This is a genomic window from Streptomyces sp. NBC_00344 (genome assembly GCF_036088315.1).
In the GTDB taxonomy this organism is placed as follows: Bacteria; Actinomycetota; Actinomycetes; order Streptomycetales; family Streptomycetaceae; genus Streptomyces.
In genome coordinates this window covers 4,017,407-4,034,504 of record NZ_CP107996.1, presented here as the reverse complement: position 1 = coordinate 4,034,504, position 17,098 = coordinate 4,017,407, and the positions used below count along the sequence as shown (strand labels likewise).

The following is a 17,098-nucleotide window of genomic DNA, read 5'->3' as shown; positions in this document are numbered from 1 at the left end:
GGGCAAAGCAGGACGCGAGTACCGCATGGAGGAGCTGGCCAAGGAGGCCGGTATCACGGTGCGCACCCTGCGCTTCTACCGTGAGCGGAAACTGATCCCGCCGCCGCGCCGCGAAGGCCGGATCGCCTGGTACGACGAACATCACCTGGCCCGCCTGCGCACCATCGCGGCGCTGCTGGAACGCGGCCACACCCTCAGCGGCATCGCGGACCTGGCCACCGCCTTCGAGAGCGGCCGCGATGTGGGCGCGCTGCTCGGCCTGTCGGCATCGGAGCCCCCCTCCTGGTCGGAGGAGGAGCCGGTCCGCCTCACCCCCGAGCAGCTCGCGGACTACTTCGAGGGCGAGGCGACAGCGGAGAACCTCGCAGCGGCGCTGGATCTCGGCTACCTCGCCACCGACGGCGACAAGATCATCCACATCAGCCGCAGGCTGCTCGACGTGTCGGCCGCACTGGTCGGACAGGGCGTCCCCCTCGCGGACGTCCTCGCCGCGGGCCACCGGATCCGCGAGCACACCGAGGCACTCACCGAGCTGTTCACCGAACTCATCCACGCACATCTGCCGGACACCGGCTTCGGGGAGGCGATGTCGCAGCTGCGGCCGCTGGCCAAGGACGTCGTCGCGGCGGAGCTCTCGATGTCGATGGACCGCCGGGTGCGGGCCGAGGCGGAAGGGAGCCGGTCCGAAGGGGGGTGACCCGCGGCCCGAAAGGGGGGCCCGCGCCCGCTGGACCTACAGGTCGTACACCGCTGTCACAGGCGCGTGGTCGGACCAGCGCTCCGCATGGCTCGCGGCCCGCTCCACCCAGGCCTTGACCGCCCTTGCCGCCAGACCGGGGGTGGCGGCCTGGTAGTCGATGCGCCAGCCGGTGTCGTTGTCGAAGGCGCGGCCGCGATAGGACCACCACGAGTACGGGCCTTCGACGTCCGGGTGCAGGGACCGCACCACATCGACGTACGCCGCCCCGCCCTCGTCGAAGATCCGGGTCAGCCACTCCCGCTCCTCGGGCAGGAAGCCCGCGTTCTTCTTGTTTCCCTTCCAGTTCTTGAGGTCGGCCTCCTGGTGGGCGATGTTCCAGTCGCCGCAGACCACGACCTCACGGCCGTCCGCCGCCGCCCGCTTCCTGAGCCCCTCGAGGTACGGCAGGAACTCGGACATGAACCGGATCTTCTCGTCCTGCCGCTCCGTTCCGACCTCGCCGGACGGCAGATAGAGGCTGGCGACCGTGACTCCGGGCAGATCGATCTCGGCGTACCGCCCCGACCCGTCGAACTCCTCGCTGCCGAATCCGATGCGCACCCGGTCCGGCTCACGCCGGGAGTAGAGCGAAACCCCCGCGCGCCCCTTGGCGGACGCCGGGGCGTGAACGGCGAACCAGCCCTCGGGCTCCCGCACACCGGCGGGGAGTTGCTGGGGCTCGGCCCGTACCTCCTGGAGGCAGATCACATCGGCGGAGGTCTGCGCCAGCCACCCCACGAAACCCTTCTTGGCGGCGGCGCGCAGTCCATTCACATTTACGGTTGTCACAGTGAGCACCACGGCACCCTACCGATACGGACTCACTCCACCAGTCCATCGCATAGAAGTACGATACTCCGTATGAATATCCGTCCGGTCCGTTACGACCACCCCGACGCCGTCAAGCTGAACGAGCAGGTCCAGCTCGAATACGACGAGCGCTACGGCGACGGGGGTGACGTCACCCCGCTCGATGCCGACATGTTCGACCCGCCGTCCGGCCTCTACCTGCTGGCGTACGACGCGCGCGACCGCCCGGTGGGCACCGGCGGCTGGCGCAACCAGGACGCGGCGGGCGACTTCGGGTACACACAGGGGGACGCCGAGATCAAGCGGATGTACGTCGTCCGGGAGGCCCGCGGTCTCGGCCTCGCCCGGCGGATCCTCGCCGCCCTCGAGGAGAGCGCCCGGGCCGCGGGCCGTAGCCGGATGGTGCTGGAGACCGGCGACAAGCAGCCGGAGGCGATCGCGCTCTATCTGTCCAGCGGCTACGCACCGTGCGAGAAGTTCGGCCACTACCGCACTTACGAGAGCAGCCGCTGCTACGCGAAGGCGCTCACGCCTAACGGAACCTGAACCCGCGTCCCGTACCCCCGGTCCACAGCCCCGGGGGCGCGGGCGGGCCGGGCATCCGGGATCGTTCCCGCCCGGGGAGGCGCCGAACGATTCCGGAAAACACGAAATCCCGTCCGATCTTCCGATCGGACGGGATTCCGTCACTGTTCGTGGGCGAACCCCACAACAGTCGTGCAATGTGGACCTGTGGGGATTTGAACCCCAGACCCCCTCGATGCGAACGAGGTGCGCTACCAGACTGCGCCACAGGCCCTTGCAACGAGTGAAACCTTAGCACCCCGATCGGGGTGCTTGGAAATCCGTTCCTTCGCTGGTCACGGAACCCGTCACTCGTTGGCCGCGCGGGGGCGGTCCTCGTCCTCGTACTGGTCGAAGAGCGGGGTGCGGCCGTGTTCGCGGGCACGGCGCGCTGCCGCGCTCTGCTGGCGCGGGGCCGGCGGCGGGTTCTCCTCGGCGGCCGGTTCGGCGACGGTGGAGGAACGGGCCGCACTCCAGGTGTCCGGGACGCCGAGGTCGACGCTGCCCGGGGCGCGCGGAGCCACCGGGGCGGTGACATAGGTCGGCAGCGGCACCGGCACGGGCTCCCAGCTGTCGCCCTGGACACGGCCGCGTTCGCGTTCCTGGTCCACCCACTCGGCGTGGTCGGTCTGCTCGACCAGTGCGCGGCGGCCGGCTTCCTGCGCGGAGACGGCAGGCGCGGGCTCGGGCTCGGGGTGGTGCTCCTGGGGCTCGTCGTCGGGCTCGGCGGCGCTCTGCCGGCGCGGGCGGTTCTCGCGCAGCCGCTGTGCTGCGAGTTCGGCCCTGCGCCGGTCCATGGTGAAGGCGAAGCGGCGGCGCTCCTGGGTGCGCAGATGCACGATGTACGTGCTGAGCAGCAGGGCGGGGGCGGCGGGCGCCCAGAGGAAGGCGAGACCACCGACCGCGGCGACGATCGCTCCCAGGGTGAAGGCCGCGAAGAGCAGCACGGTGGTGCGCCTGCGCCGAGCGAGGGCCTGGGTGCGACGGGCCCTTTCGGCGGCTGCCCCGGTGGGCCGTTCCCGGCGTGCGGGCCGCGCCGGGCGCTCCGCGGGGCGCTCCTCACGGGGGGCGGGCGACTGCCTGGGCGCGGCAAAGGACCGGACGTCGACGGAACTCGGAGATTCCGTCGCGCCGTCCGGCTCGTCGGCACCGGGACCACCCTCACCGACAGCGCGCTCCTGCAGCTCCCTGGCGTACCGGCGCTCCATTCCCGCCCGTCCGGACAGCAGCCGGATGGCGGTGCTGAAGCGTTCCGTCGGACGGGCCTCGTTCAGCTCGTCCTGCCTGCGGAGCCACATCGGCACCAAGTAGGCGGCCCAGGCCCCGACGATGACTGCGTAGATGAGGCCACTACTGCTCACCCTCACACCGTAGAGGGGCGCGCGCGAAGGCATCGCCCAATTGGCTCGGCGTGTCGCTTGATCCGGCTGATATCTCGAACTTTTTTTGTGATTGTTGGGATCAACAGTCTCCAATTGGATGACCGTTCACGGTCGCGCCACGCCGATTGACGGTCAATTTCGAACACTTATTTTATTTACGGGGCGCGCCGGGTCGTTCCCGGTCTCGCTCTGCGCCAGCGGCTGAGCAGGCTGTCGGGCACTTCCTCCGCCGTGAGGGCATAGACCAGATGGTCGCGCCAGCCGCCGTCGATGTGCAGATAGCGCGGGCGCAGCCCTTCCTCGCGGAATCCGAGTTTCTCCACGACCCGCCGGCTGGGCACGTTCTCCGGGCGAATACAGACTTCGATGCGGTGCATGCCGACATGACGGAAACAGTGGTCGACGACGAGCGCGACCGCGGTCGGCATGACCCCGCGTCCCGCGACGTCGCGGTCGACCCAGTAGCCGACATGGCCGGAGCACATCGAGCCCCAGGTGATCCCGGCGACCGTGAGCTGGCCGACCAGACGGCCCTCGTACTCGATCACGAAGGGAAGCATCCGCCCCGCGCGGGCCTCCCTGCGCAGATGCCGGACCATCTGGCGATAGGTGGGGCGCTGGGCGACCGGGCCTCCGGGGGCAGGGGGCGGGACGGTCGCTTCCCAGGGGCGCAGCCACTCCCGGTTGCGCCGGTTGACCTCACGCCAGAGCTTCTGGTCGCGCAGCTTTATGGGACGGAGAACGACGGGGCCTTCCGCCAGTTCCACGGGCCAGGACGAGACGTTCAGCTCATGCTCCCGGCGGGTCTCGGGTGGTCGCCGCCCCGGAGCTGGTCGACGGCGTGGATCAGTAGTCGTTCCAGCACGGCCAGCCCGTCACGTACTCCTCCGGTGGAACCCGGGAGGTTGACGACGAGCGTCGTGCCTGCGACTCCGGCGAGTCCGCGGGAGAGCGCCGCTGTCGGCACCTTGGCCAGGCCCTCCGCGCGGATCGCCTCCGGAATACCGGGGATCTCGCGGTCGAGGACCCGGCGGGTCGCCTCGGGCGTGCGGTCGGTGGGTGACAGGCCGGTGCCGCCGGTGGTGACGATCACGTCGTGGTCCGCCGCGATCCCGGCGCGCAGCGCCTGCTCCACCGGGTCGCCGTCCGGGACGACCCGCGGTCCTTCGACGGTGAAGCCGAGCCCGGCAAGGGCGGTCACGATCAGGGGGCCGCCCCGGTCGGCGTACACACCCGCCGAAGCCCGGTTCGACGCGGTCACGACCAGCGCGGTGTACCCGGCGGGCCGCTCGCCGCCGCCCTGCGCGGCACCGGAAGCGGTCATGCTCCGGCTCCACCCGGCGCGGTACGCCGGTAGTCCCCGGACTTTCCGCCCGACTTCTCCTCGACGCGTACATCCGTGATGACCGCCCCCTTGTCGACGGCCTTCACCATGTCGATCACGGTGAGCCCGGCGATCGCGACGGCCGTCAGCGCCTCCATCTCGACACCCGTACGGTCCGTGGTCCGCACCGTGGCGGTGATCTCCACCGCGTCGTCGGTGACCGCGAGTTCGACCGTGACCCCGGATACCGCGAGCGGGTGGCAGAGCGGGATGAGGTCAGGTGTCCGCTTGGCGCCCATGATGCCTGCGATGCGCGCTGTGGCCAGCGCGTCGCCCTTGGGGACGCCCTCGCCCCGCAGCAGTTCGATGACGCGCGGCGAGACCAGGACCCGCCCGCCGGCGCGTGCGGAGCGCGCGGTGACGTCCTTCTCGGAGACGTCGACCATGCGGGCCGCGCCCGCCTCGTCGATATGCGTGAGCCGTTGCTGCGTACTCATTGCTGTGGCGCTCCCGGTCGGGCCTGTGTGGTCAGACACGGTACCGCCACAGCAGGGAGTTCAGCCCAGGAGGACCACGTCGAGCTCCGTGCCGGGCTCCGCGGCGGTGATGTCCTCGGGGACCACGATCAGACAGTCCGCCTGTGCCAGGGCCGCCACCAGATGCGAACCGGAGCCGCCGACCGGGGTGACCGAGCCCGCCGCCGCGTCATGGACACCGCGCAGGAACTGCCGCCTTCCGCCGGGCGATGTGAGCGTCCTGTCCGCCTTCAGGGCGGCCCTGACGGTCGGTCGGTTGACCTCGGTCAGCCCCATCAGGGCGCGGATCGCCGGCCGTACGAACAGCTCGAAGGAGACGTAGCTGGAGACCGGATTGCCTGGGAGGGCGAGCAGCGGGGTGTGGTCGGGGCCGATCGAGCCGAAGCCCTGGGGTTTGCCCGGCTGCATCGCGAGCTTCCGGAAGTCGATGCCGCTGCCCGCCTCGTCCTCGTCACCCACCGAGGAGAGCGCCTCCTTGACGACGTCGTACGCCCCGACGCTCACCCCGCCGGTGGTGACCAGCAGATCGGCCCGGACCAGCTGCTCCTCGATGGTGCTGCGGAGCGTGTCGGCGTCATCGGTGACCGCGCCGACCCGGTACGCGATGGCGCCGGCATCCCGGGCCGCGGCGGCCAGCGCGAAGCTGTTGGAGTCGTAGATCTGGCCGTGGGCGAGCGCTTCGCCGGGCTGGACCAGCTCACTGCCGGTCGACAGCACGACGACCCGGGGGCGGGGGCGCACCCTGACCGTGCCGCGGCCGATCGCGGCGAGCAGACCGATCTGGGGCGGGCCGAGGACCGTACCGGCCTCGAGGGCGAGGTCGCCCGGCTTGACGTCGCTGCCCTCGGAGCGGACATGCGCGCCCGCACCGGCCGGGCGGTGGACCCGGACTTCGCCCCCTGCGCCCTCCGGAGCGCTGCTCGCGGCGCGCATGGTGGTGGCGGCTCCGCCCCCGGTGCCGCCGTCGGTCCATTCGACCGGTACGACGGCTTCCGCACCGGGCGGCAGCGGAGCCCCCGTCATGATGCGGGCGGCCTCACCCGGGCCCACGGTGGGCAGCTCGCCGCTGCCCGCCGCGACATCCCCGATGACGGTCAGGACGGCGGGGAAATCCTCGCTGGCGCCCTCGACATCGGTGGTACGGACCGCGTACCCGTCCATCGAGCTGTTGTCGAAGGGAGGCAGCGAGACCTGAACGGTGACGTCCTCGACGAGGACACAGCCCTGCGCGTCCGCCAGTTGGAGCTCGATCGGCTCGAGCGGGCGGATCGAGCCGAGGATGTCGTCCAGATGCTCGTCCACCGACCAGATCGGCGTGTTGCTCACGTGCTACATCTCCTCGGTGACATAACTGCGAAGCCAGGCCTTGAAGTCCGGGCCCAGGTCCTCACGTTCGCACGCGAGTCTGACAATGGCACGCAGATAGTCCCCGCGGTCCCCGGTGTCATAGCGGCGGCCCTTGAAGACCACTCCGTGCACCGGGCCTCCGGCGGACTCGTCGGCGGAGAGCTGCTGGAGTGCGTCGGTCAGCTGGATCTCGTTGCCACGGCCCGGCGCGGTCTTGCGCAGTATCCCGAAGATCGCGGGGTCCAGCACATAGCGGCCGATGATCGCCAGATTGCTCGGGGCGTCCGCCACGTTGGGCTTCTCCACCAGGTCCGTGACCTTGACGACGTCGGCTTCGCCGGCCGGCTCCACGGCTGCGCAGCCGTACAGGTGGATCTGGCTCGGCTCGACCTCCATCAGCGCGATGACGCTGCCGCCCTCGCGTTCCTGGACCTCCACCATCCTCGCGAGCAGCGGGTCGCGGGGATCGATCAGGTCGTCGCCGAGCAGCACGGCGAAGGGCTGGTCGCCGACGTGCGGAGCGGCGCAGAGGACCGCGTGTCCGAGGCCCCTGGGGTCGCCCTGGCGGACGTAGTGCATGGTCGCGAGGTCGCTGGACTCCTGGACCCGGGCGAGCTTCTCGGCGTCGCCCTTGCGGGTGAGCGCGGACTCCAGCTCGTAGTTGCGGTCGAAGTGGTCTTCCAGCGGGCGCTTGTTGCGACCGGTGATCATCAGCACGTCGGAGAGACCGGCGGAGACCGCTTCCTCGACGACGTACTGGATGGCCGGCTTGTCGACGACAGGCAGCATCTCTTTCGGAGTGGCCTTGGTGGCCGGCAGGAACCGGGTGCCGAGGCCCGCTGCCGGAATGACAGCCTTGCTGATCCTGGGGTGCGACTGAGTCATGCGGAGCACCATATCCGCTGACTCTTGGCGGAACATGATGCTCCAGTTAATACATTCTTATATGTGAGGTTACGAGAAGATTGCGAACTGCTGATAATGATTGCTAATCCGGACAAAGCCTGCATGCGTCAGCAACTGCTGGCCGCAAGAACCCTCCTGACCAGTGAAGACGCACAGAAGACCGCCGTGGTTCTCGCCCGGCGCGCACTGGAACTTCCGGAGCTCGCCGCCGCCGGAACCGTGGCCGCCTATGTCTCGGTGGGCCGCGAACCGGGCACCCGCCCATTGCTCGACGCACTCCGGGAGCGCGGGGTGCGGGTGCTGCTTCCGGTGCTGCTGCCCGACAACGACCTCGACTGGGGCCACTACGAAGGGGCCCGCTCCCTGGTGCCGGCCGGTCGCGGGCTGCTCGAACCCGGAGGCGAACGGCTCGGCGCGGCCGCGGTCCTCGGCGCCGGGGCCGTCCTGCTGCCCGGACTTGCCGTGGACCGGCGCGGGATGCGGCTGGGGCGAGGCGGCGGGAGTTACGACCGGGTGCTCGCCCGTATCGCACAAGGCGGCGCCCGCCCGGCCCTGGTGATGCTGCTCCACGACAACGAGGTGGTCGCGCGGGTTCCCGACGAACCGCACGACCACCCCGTTCAGGCAGTGGTGACCCCTTCCGGGGTCCACCGCTTCAGCGGCTGAGCACCCTCGCCGCCCGGCGCGTCAGGACTTCTTCAGAACGAGCGTGTCGACCGTGCTGCGGTCGACCGCGCTCCTGCCGAACGGCCACTGGAGCAGCTCACCGTCGGCCCACTTGCTCGTCTGATCGGTGTAGTGCGCGCTGTACGCGTGTCCCGACGCACCCGTCAGATTGATCCAGCGGGACTTGTCGAGGTCGGCGAGGTTGACGACCATCCGCATCGACGGCACCCAGATGACGTCGTAGCCGCCGGCCGCGTTCCAGCCGGTGGCGTCGACCGCCGCCTCGCCGCCGCCCAGGTTGTAGGGGCCGCGGTTGAGCATCCACTGCAGGACGCCGGGGCCGTCGGTGCCCAGCGTCTGGTTCTTGAGCATCAGCTGGTGCAGCCGGCCCCAGCTCCAGGTGTCCATGTCCTTGCCGAGCTTGGCGGTCAGCTCCCAGCGGGCGTCCTTCATGGCCCGCTCGAGCAGCTGGTCCCGGTTGGCGGTCGCGGGGTCGAGCCGGGTCCGCGGCGTCTTCCACCAGTCGCTGTCCGGCTTGTTCAGCAGATTGCGCACCACCTCGAACCAGCGGTCGCCACCGTCCGGCTGCGCCGAGTCGGCGGAGCGCTGGCCGCACTCCCGTACCAGCCTGTCCTTCTCGTCGTCGGGCACCGACGAGCTGTCGGCGGGCGGCACGTTGAGGCAGTCGCCCTCGGCCCGCAGCTCCTTGGGGAGCTTGTTGCCGAAGGCCAGCTTGAGGACGTTGCGCCAGACCCCGTTGAAGTAGGCGGCGGCGGCCGAGTCCGAATCCTGGGTGTAGTCCCAGCCCTCCAGGAGCTTCTGCGCATCCCGGACGTCCGGGTCCTTGAGGTTCAGCTTCAGCAGCAGCGGGGTCAGCAGCTTGGCGATCTCGCTGCTGTTGTCCATCTGCATCTTCTGCATGTCCTCGGTCGAGATCTTCCCGCCGTCCCTGGTCTTCTGCTTGATGAGATCGGTGATCCGCCGGCTCCGGGTGCCGTAACCCCAGTCCTCGGTCAGCAGATACGGGTACTTCCTCGAGTCGACGACCGCCTGGTTGGCTGTGACGATGTAGCCGCGCCTGGGGTTGTACTCGTACGGCAGCTGGTCGAAGGGGATCGGGTCCTTCTTCCACGCGTACGCGGAGTCCCAGCCGGGGGCGGGCATGGTGCCGTCGTCGCCCTTGGCACGGATGGGGACGGTGCCCGGGGCCTGGTAGCCGATGTTGCCCCTGGTGTCGGCGTAGATCATGTTCTGTGACGGGACCTCGAAGTCCTTCGCCGCCGCCCGGAACCCGGTCCAGTCCTTGGCCCTGTCCAGCTCGAAGACCGCGTCCATCGAATTGCCCGGCTGGAGCGCGGTCCACTTGAGCGCCACCGCGTAGCCGTCTCCGCGGTCGGGGGCCGCCGCGGTCACCGGGGCCTTCTCCCCTACCGTCGCCAGCTCGGAGTCCCGGTCGGAGATCAGCGGACCGTTGTTGGTCTCACGGACGACGATCGACTTCGACTTGCCGCCGGCGACCCTGATGGTCTCCGTGCGGGTGGTGAAAGGCTTCTCCCGGCCGTCGTACAGGTAACCGCTGCCGGTGACCTTCTCCAGATAGAGGTCGGTGACGTCGGCGCCGAGGTTGGTGAAGCCCCAGGCGATGTTCTGGTTGTGGCCGATGACCACCCCGGGCATGCCGGAGAACGTGTAGCCCGCCGCGTCGTAGTGGCAGCTGCTGGAGACCGTCCGGCAGTGCAGGCCCATCTGGTACCAGAGGGACGGAAGTTGCGGCGCCAGGTGCGGATCGTTGGCCAGCAGGGGTTTCTGGGTCGTCGTGTACTTGCCCGACACCACCCAGGAGTTGGAGCCGATGCCGCTGCCGCTCGGGCCGAGCAGCGCCGGGATCTTGTCCAGGGTGTCGGACAGCGAGGAGAGCTGCGACTGCATTCCGTCGACCGCGCCCGCCGCGGTGTTGCTGCCGCCCACGGAGCCGGCCGGAGCGGCCTGGGGGTCGAACTTGCCGGTGACGGGGCTGATGCCGCCGTTCTGCACGATCGGTTTGTTCCTGCTGTACGGGTATGCCGGGTACAGGTCGTCGATCTGCTTGCTGTCGAGCCGGGACGTCATCAGCGACCGGTCGATCTCGTCCTGCATGTTGCCGCGCAGGTCCCAGGCCATCGCCTTGAGCCAGGCCACCGAGTCGACGGGGGTCCACTTCGCGGGCTTGTAGTCGTTGGTGAGTCCGAGGGCGGCGTACTCGACGGAGATCTGCTTGCCGTCCTTGCCCTTCAGGTACTCGTTCACCCCGGCCGCGTACGCCCGCAGGTACTTCTTCGTCGACGGCGACAGCTGGGTGTCGTACTCCTTCTGCGCGACCCGGCGCCAACCCAGGGTCCGCAGGAAGGAGTCGGTCTTGACCTGCCCCGAGCCGAACATCTCCGAGAGCCGGCCCGACGTCATGTGCCGGCGTACGTCCATCTCCCAGAAGCGGTCCTGCGCCTGGACATAGCCCTGCGCGCGGAAGAGGTCGTCGTCGGTGTCCGCGTAGATCTGGGGGACACCGTGGTCGTCGCGCTTGACGTCGACGTCGGCGGAGAGACCGGGAACCCTTATCTCGCCGGTCGTCTGCGGGAGCGAAGCACGCACGGTGCTGATGCTCCAGTACGTGCCGAATCCGATACCCGCGACAAGCGCCAGCACCAGGACGACCACGAGAAGCCGGGCGCGACGCCCTTTCTTCTTGCGGGACTTCGTACCGGAGGTCGTACCGGAAGTCGTGCCGGAAGGGGCGGCGGAGGTGGTGGCGGGCATCGCTGTCCTTCGCGGGGCAGGGTGGTCTGTAGTGCCGAGGGAGCGCTGGAGCAACCATAGGCGCAGCGGCCGGCCGGTCAGGACGCGGTATACCCACCTGGATCGCGCAAGCCCGCGAAGCGTCAAGGAAACGTCAAGGATTAGGTAGGGTAACGAAGTACCCGCAGGTGTACGAGGGAAGGAAGGGCCACTGACTGTCCACCACCTGAACGAGCTCCTGCTGATCTGCTCGCTCGTTCTGCTGATCGCCGTGGCCGCCGTGCGTATCTCATCGCGCAGCGGCCTGCCGAGCCTCCTGCTGTATCTCGGCATCGGCATGGCGATAGGCCAGGACGGCATCTTCAACGTCGAGTTCGACAACGTCGAGATGACGCAGGTGATCGGTTACGCGGCACTCGTCGTGATCCTCGCCGAGGGCGGCCTTGGCACCAAGTGGAAAGAGATCAGACCGGTCCTGCCGATGGCGGTGGTGCTGTCGACCGCCGGTGTCGCGGTCAGCGTGGGTGTCACCGCGGCCGGAGCGCACTATCTGGTCGGCCTCGAATGGCGCCAGGCGCTGATCATCGGGGCGGTGGTGTCGTCGACCGACGCCGCCGCGGTCTTCTCCGTACTGCGCAGGGTGCCGCTGCCGTCCCGGATCACCGGTGTGCTGGAGGCCGAGTCCGGCTTCAACGACGCCCCGGTGGTGATTCTCGTGGTGGCCTTCTCCTCGGCGGGTCCGGTGGACCACTGGTATGTGCTGATCGGTGAGATCGCGCTGGAGCTGGCGATCGGCGCGTCCATCGGGCTCGCGGTGGGCTGGCTCGGATCGTGGGGGCTGCGGCATGTGGCACTGCCCGCGTCCGGCCTCTATCCGATCGCGGTGATGGCGATCGCGGTGACGGCATACGCGGCCGGCGCCATCGCGCACGGCAGCGGATTCCTCGCGGTGTATCTCGCGGCGATGCTGCTGGGCAACGCCAAACTGCCGCACTGGCCCGCGACCCGCGGATTCGCCGAAGGGCTCGGCTGGATCGCGCAGATCGGCATGTTCGTCCTGCTCGGTCTGCTGGTGACCCCGCACGAACTGGTCAACGACTTCTGGCCGGCGGTGGTCGTCGGGCTGGTGCTGACGATGGTGGCGCGGCCCGTCTCGGTACTGCTGAGCCTGGCGCCGTTCCGGCTGCCCTGGCAGGAACAGACCCTGATGTCCTGGGCAGGACTGCGCGGCGCCGTGCCCGTCATCCTGGCGACCATCCCGATGGTCTCGGGCATCTCGGGCAGCGACCGGGTGTTCAACATCGTCTTCGTGCTGGTCGTCGTCTACACCCTGGTGCAGGGGCCGACCCTGCCCTGGCTGGCGCGCACCCTCCGCCTCGGCGACGACTCGGAAACCGCGGCCGACCTCGGTATCGAGTCCGCGCCGCTGGAGCGGCTGCGCGGACATCTGCTGTCCGTGGCCATCCCCGCGAAGTCCAAAATGCACGGTGTCGAGGTCGGCGAGCTCCGGCTGCCGCCCGGCGCCGCCGTGACCCTGGTCGTCAGGGACGGCAGGAGCTTCGTCCCCGCGCCGGCGACCGTGCTGCGGCGCGGCGACGAGCTGCTGGTGGTGGCCACCGATCCGGTGCGGGACGCCGCCGAGGCACGGCTCCGGGCGATCGGGCAGGGCGGCAAGCTGGCGGGCTGGCTGCACAACAGCGGTACCATGAACCGGTCGGCCTGAACGGCTTGACCCATCGGCTCCACCTGAATCACCCGAATTACCCGCACCATCTGAATCACCTGATTCACCGAATCACTTGATCCGACGAACCACCTGATCGACCAACTCTGCCTGATGCAGAGCTGGCGCGACCGTATGGCGGTCGTGGCACCCTCCGCAGCTGTGGCTCCACAGCTGGCGTCTTCTGCGCAGCGGGGCGGCCCGGCATCTACCGCAGTTCCGCGCAAGAGGACAGCTCTCGGCAGCTCCCGTACGCATGGCTTCGCATGCCCTGCACCGGCGGAGCGCCACCAGGCGGCAGAAAGGCAAGGCCGTGGTGTCCACGGTCTCCGAGGCCCGTCCCGGTTACAGCCAGTTGTTGCGCACTCCGGGCGCCTGGACGTTCCTGCTGCCCGGCTTCGCCGCCCGGCAGCCCTTCGCCATGCTGACCATCGGCATCGTGCTGCTGGTGCAGCACACCACCGGTTCCTACGGCAGCGCGGGAGTGGTCGCCGCCGTCACCGGCGTGGCCATGGCGCTGTTCGCGCCCCAGAGCGGCAAGCTGGCCGACCGGTTCGGGCAGGGCTCCGTACTGCTCCCGGGGGTCCTGGTGCACACCGTTTCGGTGGGCGCCCTCACAGCGCTCGCGCTGGCGGACGCGCCGCTGTGGGCACTGTTCGTCGCCGCCGTGCCCACCGGTGCGTCCGTGCCGCAGATCGGGCCGATGGTCCGGGCCCGCTGGGCGGCGAAGCTGGAGGGCTCCCCGCTGATGGCGACCGCCGCGGCCTTCGAGTCGGTGACCGACGAATTCACCTTCGTCATCGGCCCGGTGCTGACGACCGCGCTGTGCACTGGTCTCCACCCGGCGGCCGGACTGATCGCCGAGGCCGCTCTCACCCTGGCCGGCGGTCTCGCCTTCGCGGCGCAGCGCCGCACCCAGCCAGCGGTCGGCCGCGCCGACGGCCGGACACCTGCCGACCACGTCTCCGCACTGTCCGTACCGGGCGTACGGGTGCTGGCCGCGGCCTTCCTCGGGATCGGCGCCGTGTTCGGCGGGATGCAGGTCTCGCTGACCGCGTTCGCCGAGGAGATCGGCCACCCCGGGGTGAACGGTCTGCTCTACGGGGTCTTCGCCGCCGGCAACATGCTCGCGGGCATCGCCTGCGGGGCCATCGCCTGGAAGAGCGCGCCGCGGCGCCGTCTGCTCACCTCCTACACCGCGCTGGCGCTGGCCGCGTCCGGGCTCTGGGCCATGCACACGGTGCCGCTTCTCGCCGGGCTCGGCCTGCTGGTCGGCCTGTGCATCGCGCCTGCCCTGATCACCGGATACACGCTGGTGGAGAATCTGGTGCCGGCATCCGCACGGACCGAGGCATTCACCTGGCTGACCGGTTCCGTGGCGCTGGGACAGGCCGCCGCGGTCACCGTGGCCGGCCGGCTGGCCGACGAGTACAGCGCGAGCACCGGCTTCCTGGTGCCGATGGCCGGGACCGTACTGGCCCTGGTCACACTGCTGGCGCTGCGGTCGCGGCTCGCCCCGAGGGCCCCGGGAATCGTGGTCCGCTCCGGGAGCGAAACGGCGAAGGAGCGTGTGATCGGTCACCGAGTGCCGGTCTCAGTGGACTGATCCAGCGGAATACGTCACTATGGAACATCGTTAGCACTCACTCAGTGAGAGTGCCAGGAGGAGCAAGTGCCGACCTATCAGTACCAGTGCACCGAGTGCGGCGAGGGCCTCGAGGCGGTGCAGAAGTTCACCGACGACGCCCTTACCGTCTGCCCGAACTGCGAAGGACGCCTGAAGAAGGTGTTCTCGGCGGTCGGCATTGTCTTCAAGGGCTCGGGCTTCTACCGGAACGACAGCCGGAGCTCGTCCTCGAGCAGCACGGCGCCGTCTTCCAAGTCCGCCGCGTCCACTTCCTCGTCGAGCTCCGACGCGAAGCCCGCTGCGTCGAAGTCCGCTGACGCGAAGCCGTCGACATCGTCGGCCTCGTCGAGCTCCTCCGGCGGCAGCAGCTCGGCCGCCTAGTTGCTTTCTGCCCGGACCCTGCCGTCATCGACGGCGGGGTCTTCGGTGTACCCGCGCCCGGATAGTGTGACCGGTATGGCGAATGTGGCGGATACGGCAGACGCAGCGGTCGGCGCGGAGATCGGCGTGATCGGCGGCTCGGGTTTCTACTCCTTCCTGGAGGATGTGACCGAGGTCGAGGTGGACACCCCGTACGGCAGTCCGAGCGACTCCCTCTTCATCGGCGAGATCGCCGGACGCCGGGTGGCGTTCCTCCCGCGGCACGGCCGCGGTCACCATTTGCCGCCGCACCGCATCAACTACCGCGCCAATCTGTGGGCGCTGCGGTCCGTCGGTGTGAGGCAGGTGCTCGGACCGTGCGCGGTGGGCGGCCTGCGACCCGAATTCGGCCCCGGGACGCTGCTGGTGCCCGACCAGATGGTGGACCGTACGAAGGCACGGGCGCAGACCTACTACGACGGTCTTCCGCTGCCGGACGGCAGCCTGCCCAATGTGGTGCACGTGGCGCTGGCCGACCCCTACTGCCCCAACGGGCGCAGGGCCACCATCGCGGCCGCCCGCGGCCGGGGATGGGAACCGGTGGACGGCGGCACCCTGGTCGTCGTCGAGGGACCGCGCTTCTCCACCAGGGCCGAGTCGCGGTGGCACGCGGCCATGGGCTGGTCGGTGGTCGGTATGACCGGACACCCCGAGGCGGTACTCGCCCGCGAACTGGGGCTCTGCTACAGCTCGATGACCCTGGTGACGGACCTGGACGCGGGGGCGGAGGCCGGCGAGGGCGTTTCACACGAAGAGGTGCTGAAGGTGTTCGCGGCCAACGTGGACCGGCTGCGTACCGTGCTCTTCGACGCTGTGGCCGGACTGCCGTCGGAGAGGCTGCGGGACTGTCTCTGCTCGCACGCGCTGGACGGGCTCGACACGGGGATCGACCTGCCCTGACCTGGCCTGCCGACCGGGTGGTGCCTGACCGGTTGAGCCGGGCCTGGTTGAGCCGGGCCTGGTTGAGCCGGGCCTGGTTGAGCCGGACCGGCCATCGACCCGGCCGATCGATACGGCCGGCTGCTGGGGTCCGGCCGGGCCTGGTCCGGTCGCAACGGCGCAGGTGCGGTGCCGGTGCGGTGCCGCCTCCGGCGGCTGCCGGGGGGTGACGCAGTTGTCCACACCAGGTGGGTGGTCCACAGGCCGCAGCGGGAATCGGCGGCAGCCTGGATCGTGAGGAGTGTCCGACACGCTCCTCTCACCAGGCGGTGGTTGCCATGATCCCCATGCCCGTACCGGTCGTATCGGCACCCGAGCCGCGCGGTGTGCCGCTCTTCCCGCCAGTGCGGGTGCCCGGCACCCGGCGCCGGCTGCGGCGCGCCCTGCGCCGGAGACACCGCGCCCTGTCGTCCGGGGTGGTGCTCACTGCCGCCGCACTGGTGGCCTGGGCGCCGCCGGGTTCCGGCCGGACCGCCCAGCCTCCCGATGTGCGGGCCGCTTCGGCGGCGGTGCACCACGGCCGGGCACGGGCCGGCGCCGCGGACACCGCACGCCCCGATGTGGTGTCCGCACCGGTGCGGATCGCCGACGCGGCCACCGTCCGGCTGCTGGAACCGGGAGACCACGTCGATGTCATCGCAACCGGGGGCAAAGGCCCCCGGTTGGGCGGTGCGGGGGCGGCAGCCGAGGCGCGGGTGGTGGCTGCGGGAGTCCGGGTGGCCGGGGTGCCGGCAGCTGGTGCGTCATCGTCCGACAGCGGTGCGCTGATCGTGCTGACCGTCCCCCGCACCACCGCCACCGCACTCGCCGGTGCGGCGGCCAGGTCGGAGCTGACGGTGACGCTGTGCTGAGCTACCCGGCCGTGCCACCGCACCACCGGTGCGCCGCCCCGGCCGCACCACCGGTGCGCATCCCGCCTCGTCCATCCGCGCGCCTCACGCCGGACGGCAGGCGGAGCGACGCTGCTCCAGGCGGAGGCGCCGGCCGCGCGGTGCGACAGCGGCCACAACACCCGGCACGACCGCCGGAAGCTGCGCCGTCGGATCAGACGTGGTGGGGCGGCTTCTCGTCGAGGAAACGCGCCAGGTCGGTGTCGCCGTCCCCCGATGAGGCCCGCTCACCCCACCCGCGATCCGTGTCGTCCGATGACTGCTGGTCCAGCGGATCTTCGAAGACCAGCTTCGGACGGGGCCGGGGCTGCTCTTCGTCACGCGGTCCGGGGGCGGGGGCGGTGCTCATACGGCAAGGGTACGGCGGACGGTCGCCGCACGGCCTCATTCCTCCCCGCTGCTCCCTCCCCGCTCTTCGCCTCCGCGGGAACGCACCGCGCCGCGCGGACCGCT

General features: G+C 70.1%; 17 protein-coding genes and 1 tRNA gene. 8 read left to right on the top strand and 10 right to left on the bottom strand.

The annotated features are described in order from the left end of the window. Nucleotides 1-25: 25 nt before the first annotated feature. Nucleotides 26-697: a MerR family transcriptional regulator gene (locus OHS16_RS18240; protein ID WP_328540894.1), complete on the top strand. Its 672-nt coding sequence runs from the start codon at nt 26-28 to the stop codon at nt 695-697. Nucleotides 698-733: 36 nt separating this feature from the next. Here OHS16_RS18240 and OHS16_RS18235 read toward each other — a convergent pair whose 3' ends face one another. Next, entirely contained in the window at nt 734-1,537 is an 804-nt protein-coding gene (locus OHS16_RS18235) for an exodeoxyribonuclease III (RefSeq protein ID WP_328538271.1), read from the bottom strand. Nucleotides 1,538-1,600: 63 nt separating this feature from the next. Here OHS16_RS18235 and OHS16_RS18230 point away from each other — a divergent pair, with 63 nt between their 5' ends. Beyond that, nucleotides 1,601-2,095 (top strand): GNAT family N-acetyltransferase, encoded by a 495-nt coding sequence (locus tag OHS16_RS18230; RefSeq protein ID WP_328538270.1) that lies wholly within the window; start codon nt 1,601-1,603, stop codon nt 2,093-2,095. Nucleotides 2,096-2,274: 179 nt separating this feature from the next. On the opposite strand, the gene OHS16_RS18225 is transcribed toward OHS16_RS18230, so the two are convergent. From OHS16_RS18225 to galU, 7 genes are all read right to left on the bottom strand, one after another. Continuing rightward, nucleotides 2,275-2,348 (bottom strand) — tRNA-Ala (locus tag OHS16_RS18225). 73 nt (nt 2,349-2,421) lie between these two features. Then, nucleotides 2,422-3,474: a divisome protein SepX/GlpR gene (gene sepX / locus OHS16_RS18220; RefSeq protein ID WP_328538269.1), complete on the bottom strand. Its 1,053-nt coding sequence runs from the start codon at nt 3,472-3,474 to the stop codon at nt 2,422-2,424. 176 nt (nt 3,475-3,650) lie between these two features. Beyond that, on the bottom strand, nt 3,651-4,283 hold the full coding sequence (locus OHS16_RS18215; protein ID WP_443042779.1) for a GNAT family N-acetyltransferase: 633 nt from the start codon (nt 4,281-4,283) through the stop codon (nt 3,651-3,653). Next, nucleotides 4,280-4,819 (bottom strand): MogA/MoaB family molybdenum cofactor biosynthesis protein, encoded by a 540-nt coding sequence (locus tag OHS16_RS18210; protein WP_328538267.1) that lies wholly within the window; start codon nt 4,817-4,819, stop codon nt 4,280-4,282. The genes OHS16_RS18215 and OHS16_RS18210 overlap by 4 nt, the downstream gene beginning before the upstream one ends. Then, complete coding sequence (gene moaC, locus OHS16_RS18205; RefSeq protein ID WP_328538266.1) at nt 4,816-5,316, bottom strand: cyclic pyranopterin monophosphate synthase MoaC; 501 nt, start codon at nt 5,314-5,316, stop codon at nt 4,816-4,818. The genes OHS16_RS18210 and moaC overlap by 4 nt, the downstream gene beginning before the upstream one ends. 60 nt (nt 5,317-5,376) lie before the next feature. Beyond that, nucleotides 5,377-6,681, bottom strand: a complete 1,305-nt coding sequence (glp, locus tag OHS16_RS18200) for a molybdotransferase-like divisome protein Glp (RefSeq protein WP_328538265.1) — start codon at nt 6,679-6,681, stop codon at nt 5,377-5,379. 3 nt (nt 6,682-6,684) lie between these two features. Continuing rightward, entirely contained in the window at nt 6,685-7,587 is a 903-nt protein-coding gene (galU, locus tag OHS16_RS18195; RefSeq protein ID WP_328538264.1) for a UTP--glucose-1-phosphate uridylyltransferase GalU, read from the bottom strand. Between the two features lie 123 nt (nt 7,588-7,710). Here galU and OHS16_RS18190 point away from each other — a divergent pair, with 123 nt between their 5' ends. Further along, the gene (locus OHS16_RS18190; RefSeq protein ID WP_328538263.1) at nt 7,711-8,274 is read left to right on the top strand and encodes a 5-formyltetrahydrofolate cyclo-ligase; all 564 of its coding nucleotides are present in this window, start codon (nt 7,711-7,713) and stop codon (nt 8,272-8,274) included. A gap of 21 nt (nt 8,275-8,295) precedes the next feature. On the opposite strand, the gene OHS16_RS18185 is transcribed toward OHS16_RS18190, so the two are convergent. Next, a complete protein-coding gene (locus OHS16_RS18185; RefSeq protein ID WP_328538262.1) occupies nt 8,296-11,067 on the bottom strand; it encodes a penicillin acylase family protein in 2,772 nt (923 codons plus the stop codon). 190 nt (nt 11,068-11,257) lie between these two features. Between OHS16_RS18185 and OHS16_RS18180 the strand changes: the two genes are divergently transcribed. The 5 genes from OHS16_RS18180 (at nt 11,258) to OHS16_RS18160 (ending at nt 16,606) form a co-directional block, all read left to right on the top strand. Further along, on the top strand, nt 11,258-12,769 hold the full coding sequence (locus OHS16_RS18180; RefSeq protein WP_328540893.1) for a potassium/proton antiporter: 1,512 nt from the start codon (nt 11,258-11,260) through the stop codon (nt 12,767-12,769). Nucleotides 12,770-13,082: 313 nt separating this feature from the next. After that, nucleotides 13,083-14,375, top strand: coding sequence for an MFS transporter (locus tag OHS16_RS18175; RefSeq protein ID WP_328540892.1), 1,293 nt, complete (start codon nt 13,083-13,085; stop codon nt 14,373-14,375). 66 nt (nt 14,376-14,441) lie between these two features. Further along, nucleotides 14,442-14,777: an FmdB family zinc ribbon protein gene (locus OHS16_RS18170; RefSeq protein WP_328538261.1), complete on the top strand. Its 336-nt coding sequence runs from the start codon at nt 14,442-14,444 to the stop codon at nt 14,775-14,777. Nucleotides 14,778-14,852: 75 nt separating this feature from the next. Beyond that, on the top strand, nt 14,853-15,716 hold the full coding sequence (locus OHS16_RS18165) for an S-methyl-5'-thioadenosine phosphorylase (RefSeq protein ID WP_328538260.1): 864 nt from the start codon (nt 14,853-14,855) through the stop codon (nt 15,714-15,716). Nucleotides 15,717-16,033: 317 nt separating this feature from the next. Continuing rightward, nucleotides 16,034-16,606, top strand: a complete 573-nt coding sequence (locus OHS16_RS18160) for an RcpC/CpaB family pilus assembly protein (RefSeq protein ID WP_328538259.1) — start codon at nt 16,034-16,036, stop codon at nt 16,604-16,606. Between the two features lie 193 nt (nt 16,607-16,799). Here the strand turns inward: OHS16_RS18160 and OHS16_RS18155 are convergent, their stop codons facing one another. Beyond that, entirely contained in the window at nt 16,800-16,994 is a 195-nt protein-coding gene (locus OHS16_RS18155; protein WP_328538258.1) for a hypothetical protein, read from the bottom strand. Nucleotides 16,995-17,098 lie beyond the last annotated feature (104 nt).

Excerpts from the sequence above, each read along its gene's own strand:
- OHS16_RS18240 (WP_328540894.1), top strand. The coding sequence starts at position 26 with ATGGAGGAGCTGGCCAAGGAGGCCGGTATCACGGTGCGCACCCTGCGC.
- OHS16_RS18185 (WP_328538262.1), bottom strand. The coding sequence starts at position 11,067 with ATGCCCGCCACCACCTCCGCCGCCCCTTCCGGCACGACTTCCGGTACG.
- OHS16_RS18155 (WP_328538258.1), bottom strand. The coding sequence starts at position 16,994 with ATGAGCACCGCCCCCGCCCCCGGACCGCGTGACGAAGAGCAGCCCCGG.
- OHS16_RS18230 (WP_328538270.1), top strand. The coding sequence starts at position 1,601 with ATGAATATCCGTCCGGTCCGTTACGACCACCCCGACGCCGTCAAGCTG.
- galU (WP_328538264.1), bottom strand. The coding sequence starts at position 7,587 with ATGACTCAGTCGCACCCCAGGATCAGCAAGGCTGTCATTCCGGCAGCG.
- OHS16_RS18210 (WP_328538267.1), bottom strand. The coding sequence starts at position 4,819 with ATGACCGCTTCCGGTGCCGCGCAGGGCGGCGGCGAGCGGCCCGCCGGG.
- moaC (WP_328538266.1), bottom strand. The coding sequence starts at position 5,316 with ATGAGTACGCAGCAACGGCTCACGCATATCGACGAGGCGGGCGCGGCC.
- OHS16_RS18190 (WP_328538263.1), top strand. The coding sequence starts at position 7,711 with ATGCGTCAGCAACTGCTGGCCGCAAGAACCCTCCTGACCAGTGAAGAC.
- OHS16_RS18165 (WP_328538260.1), top strand. The coding sequence starts at position 14,853 with ATGGCGAATGTGGCGGATACGGCAGACGCAGCGGTCGGCGCGGAGATC.
- OHS16_RS18160 (WP_328538259.1), top strand. The coding sequence starts at position 16,034 with ATGATCCCCATGCCCGTACCGGTCGTATCGGCACCCGAGCCGCGCGGT.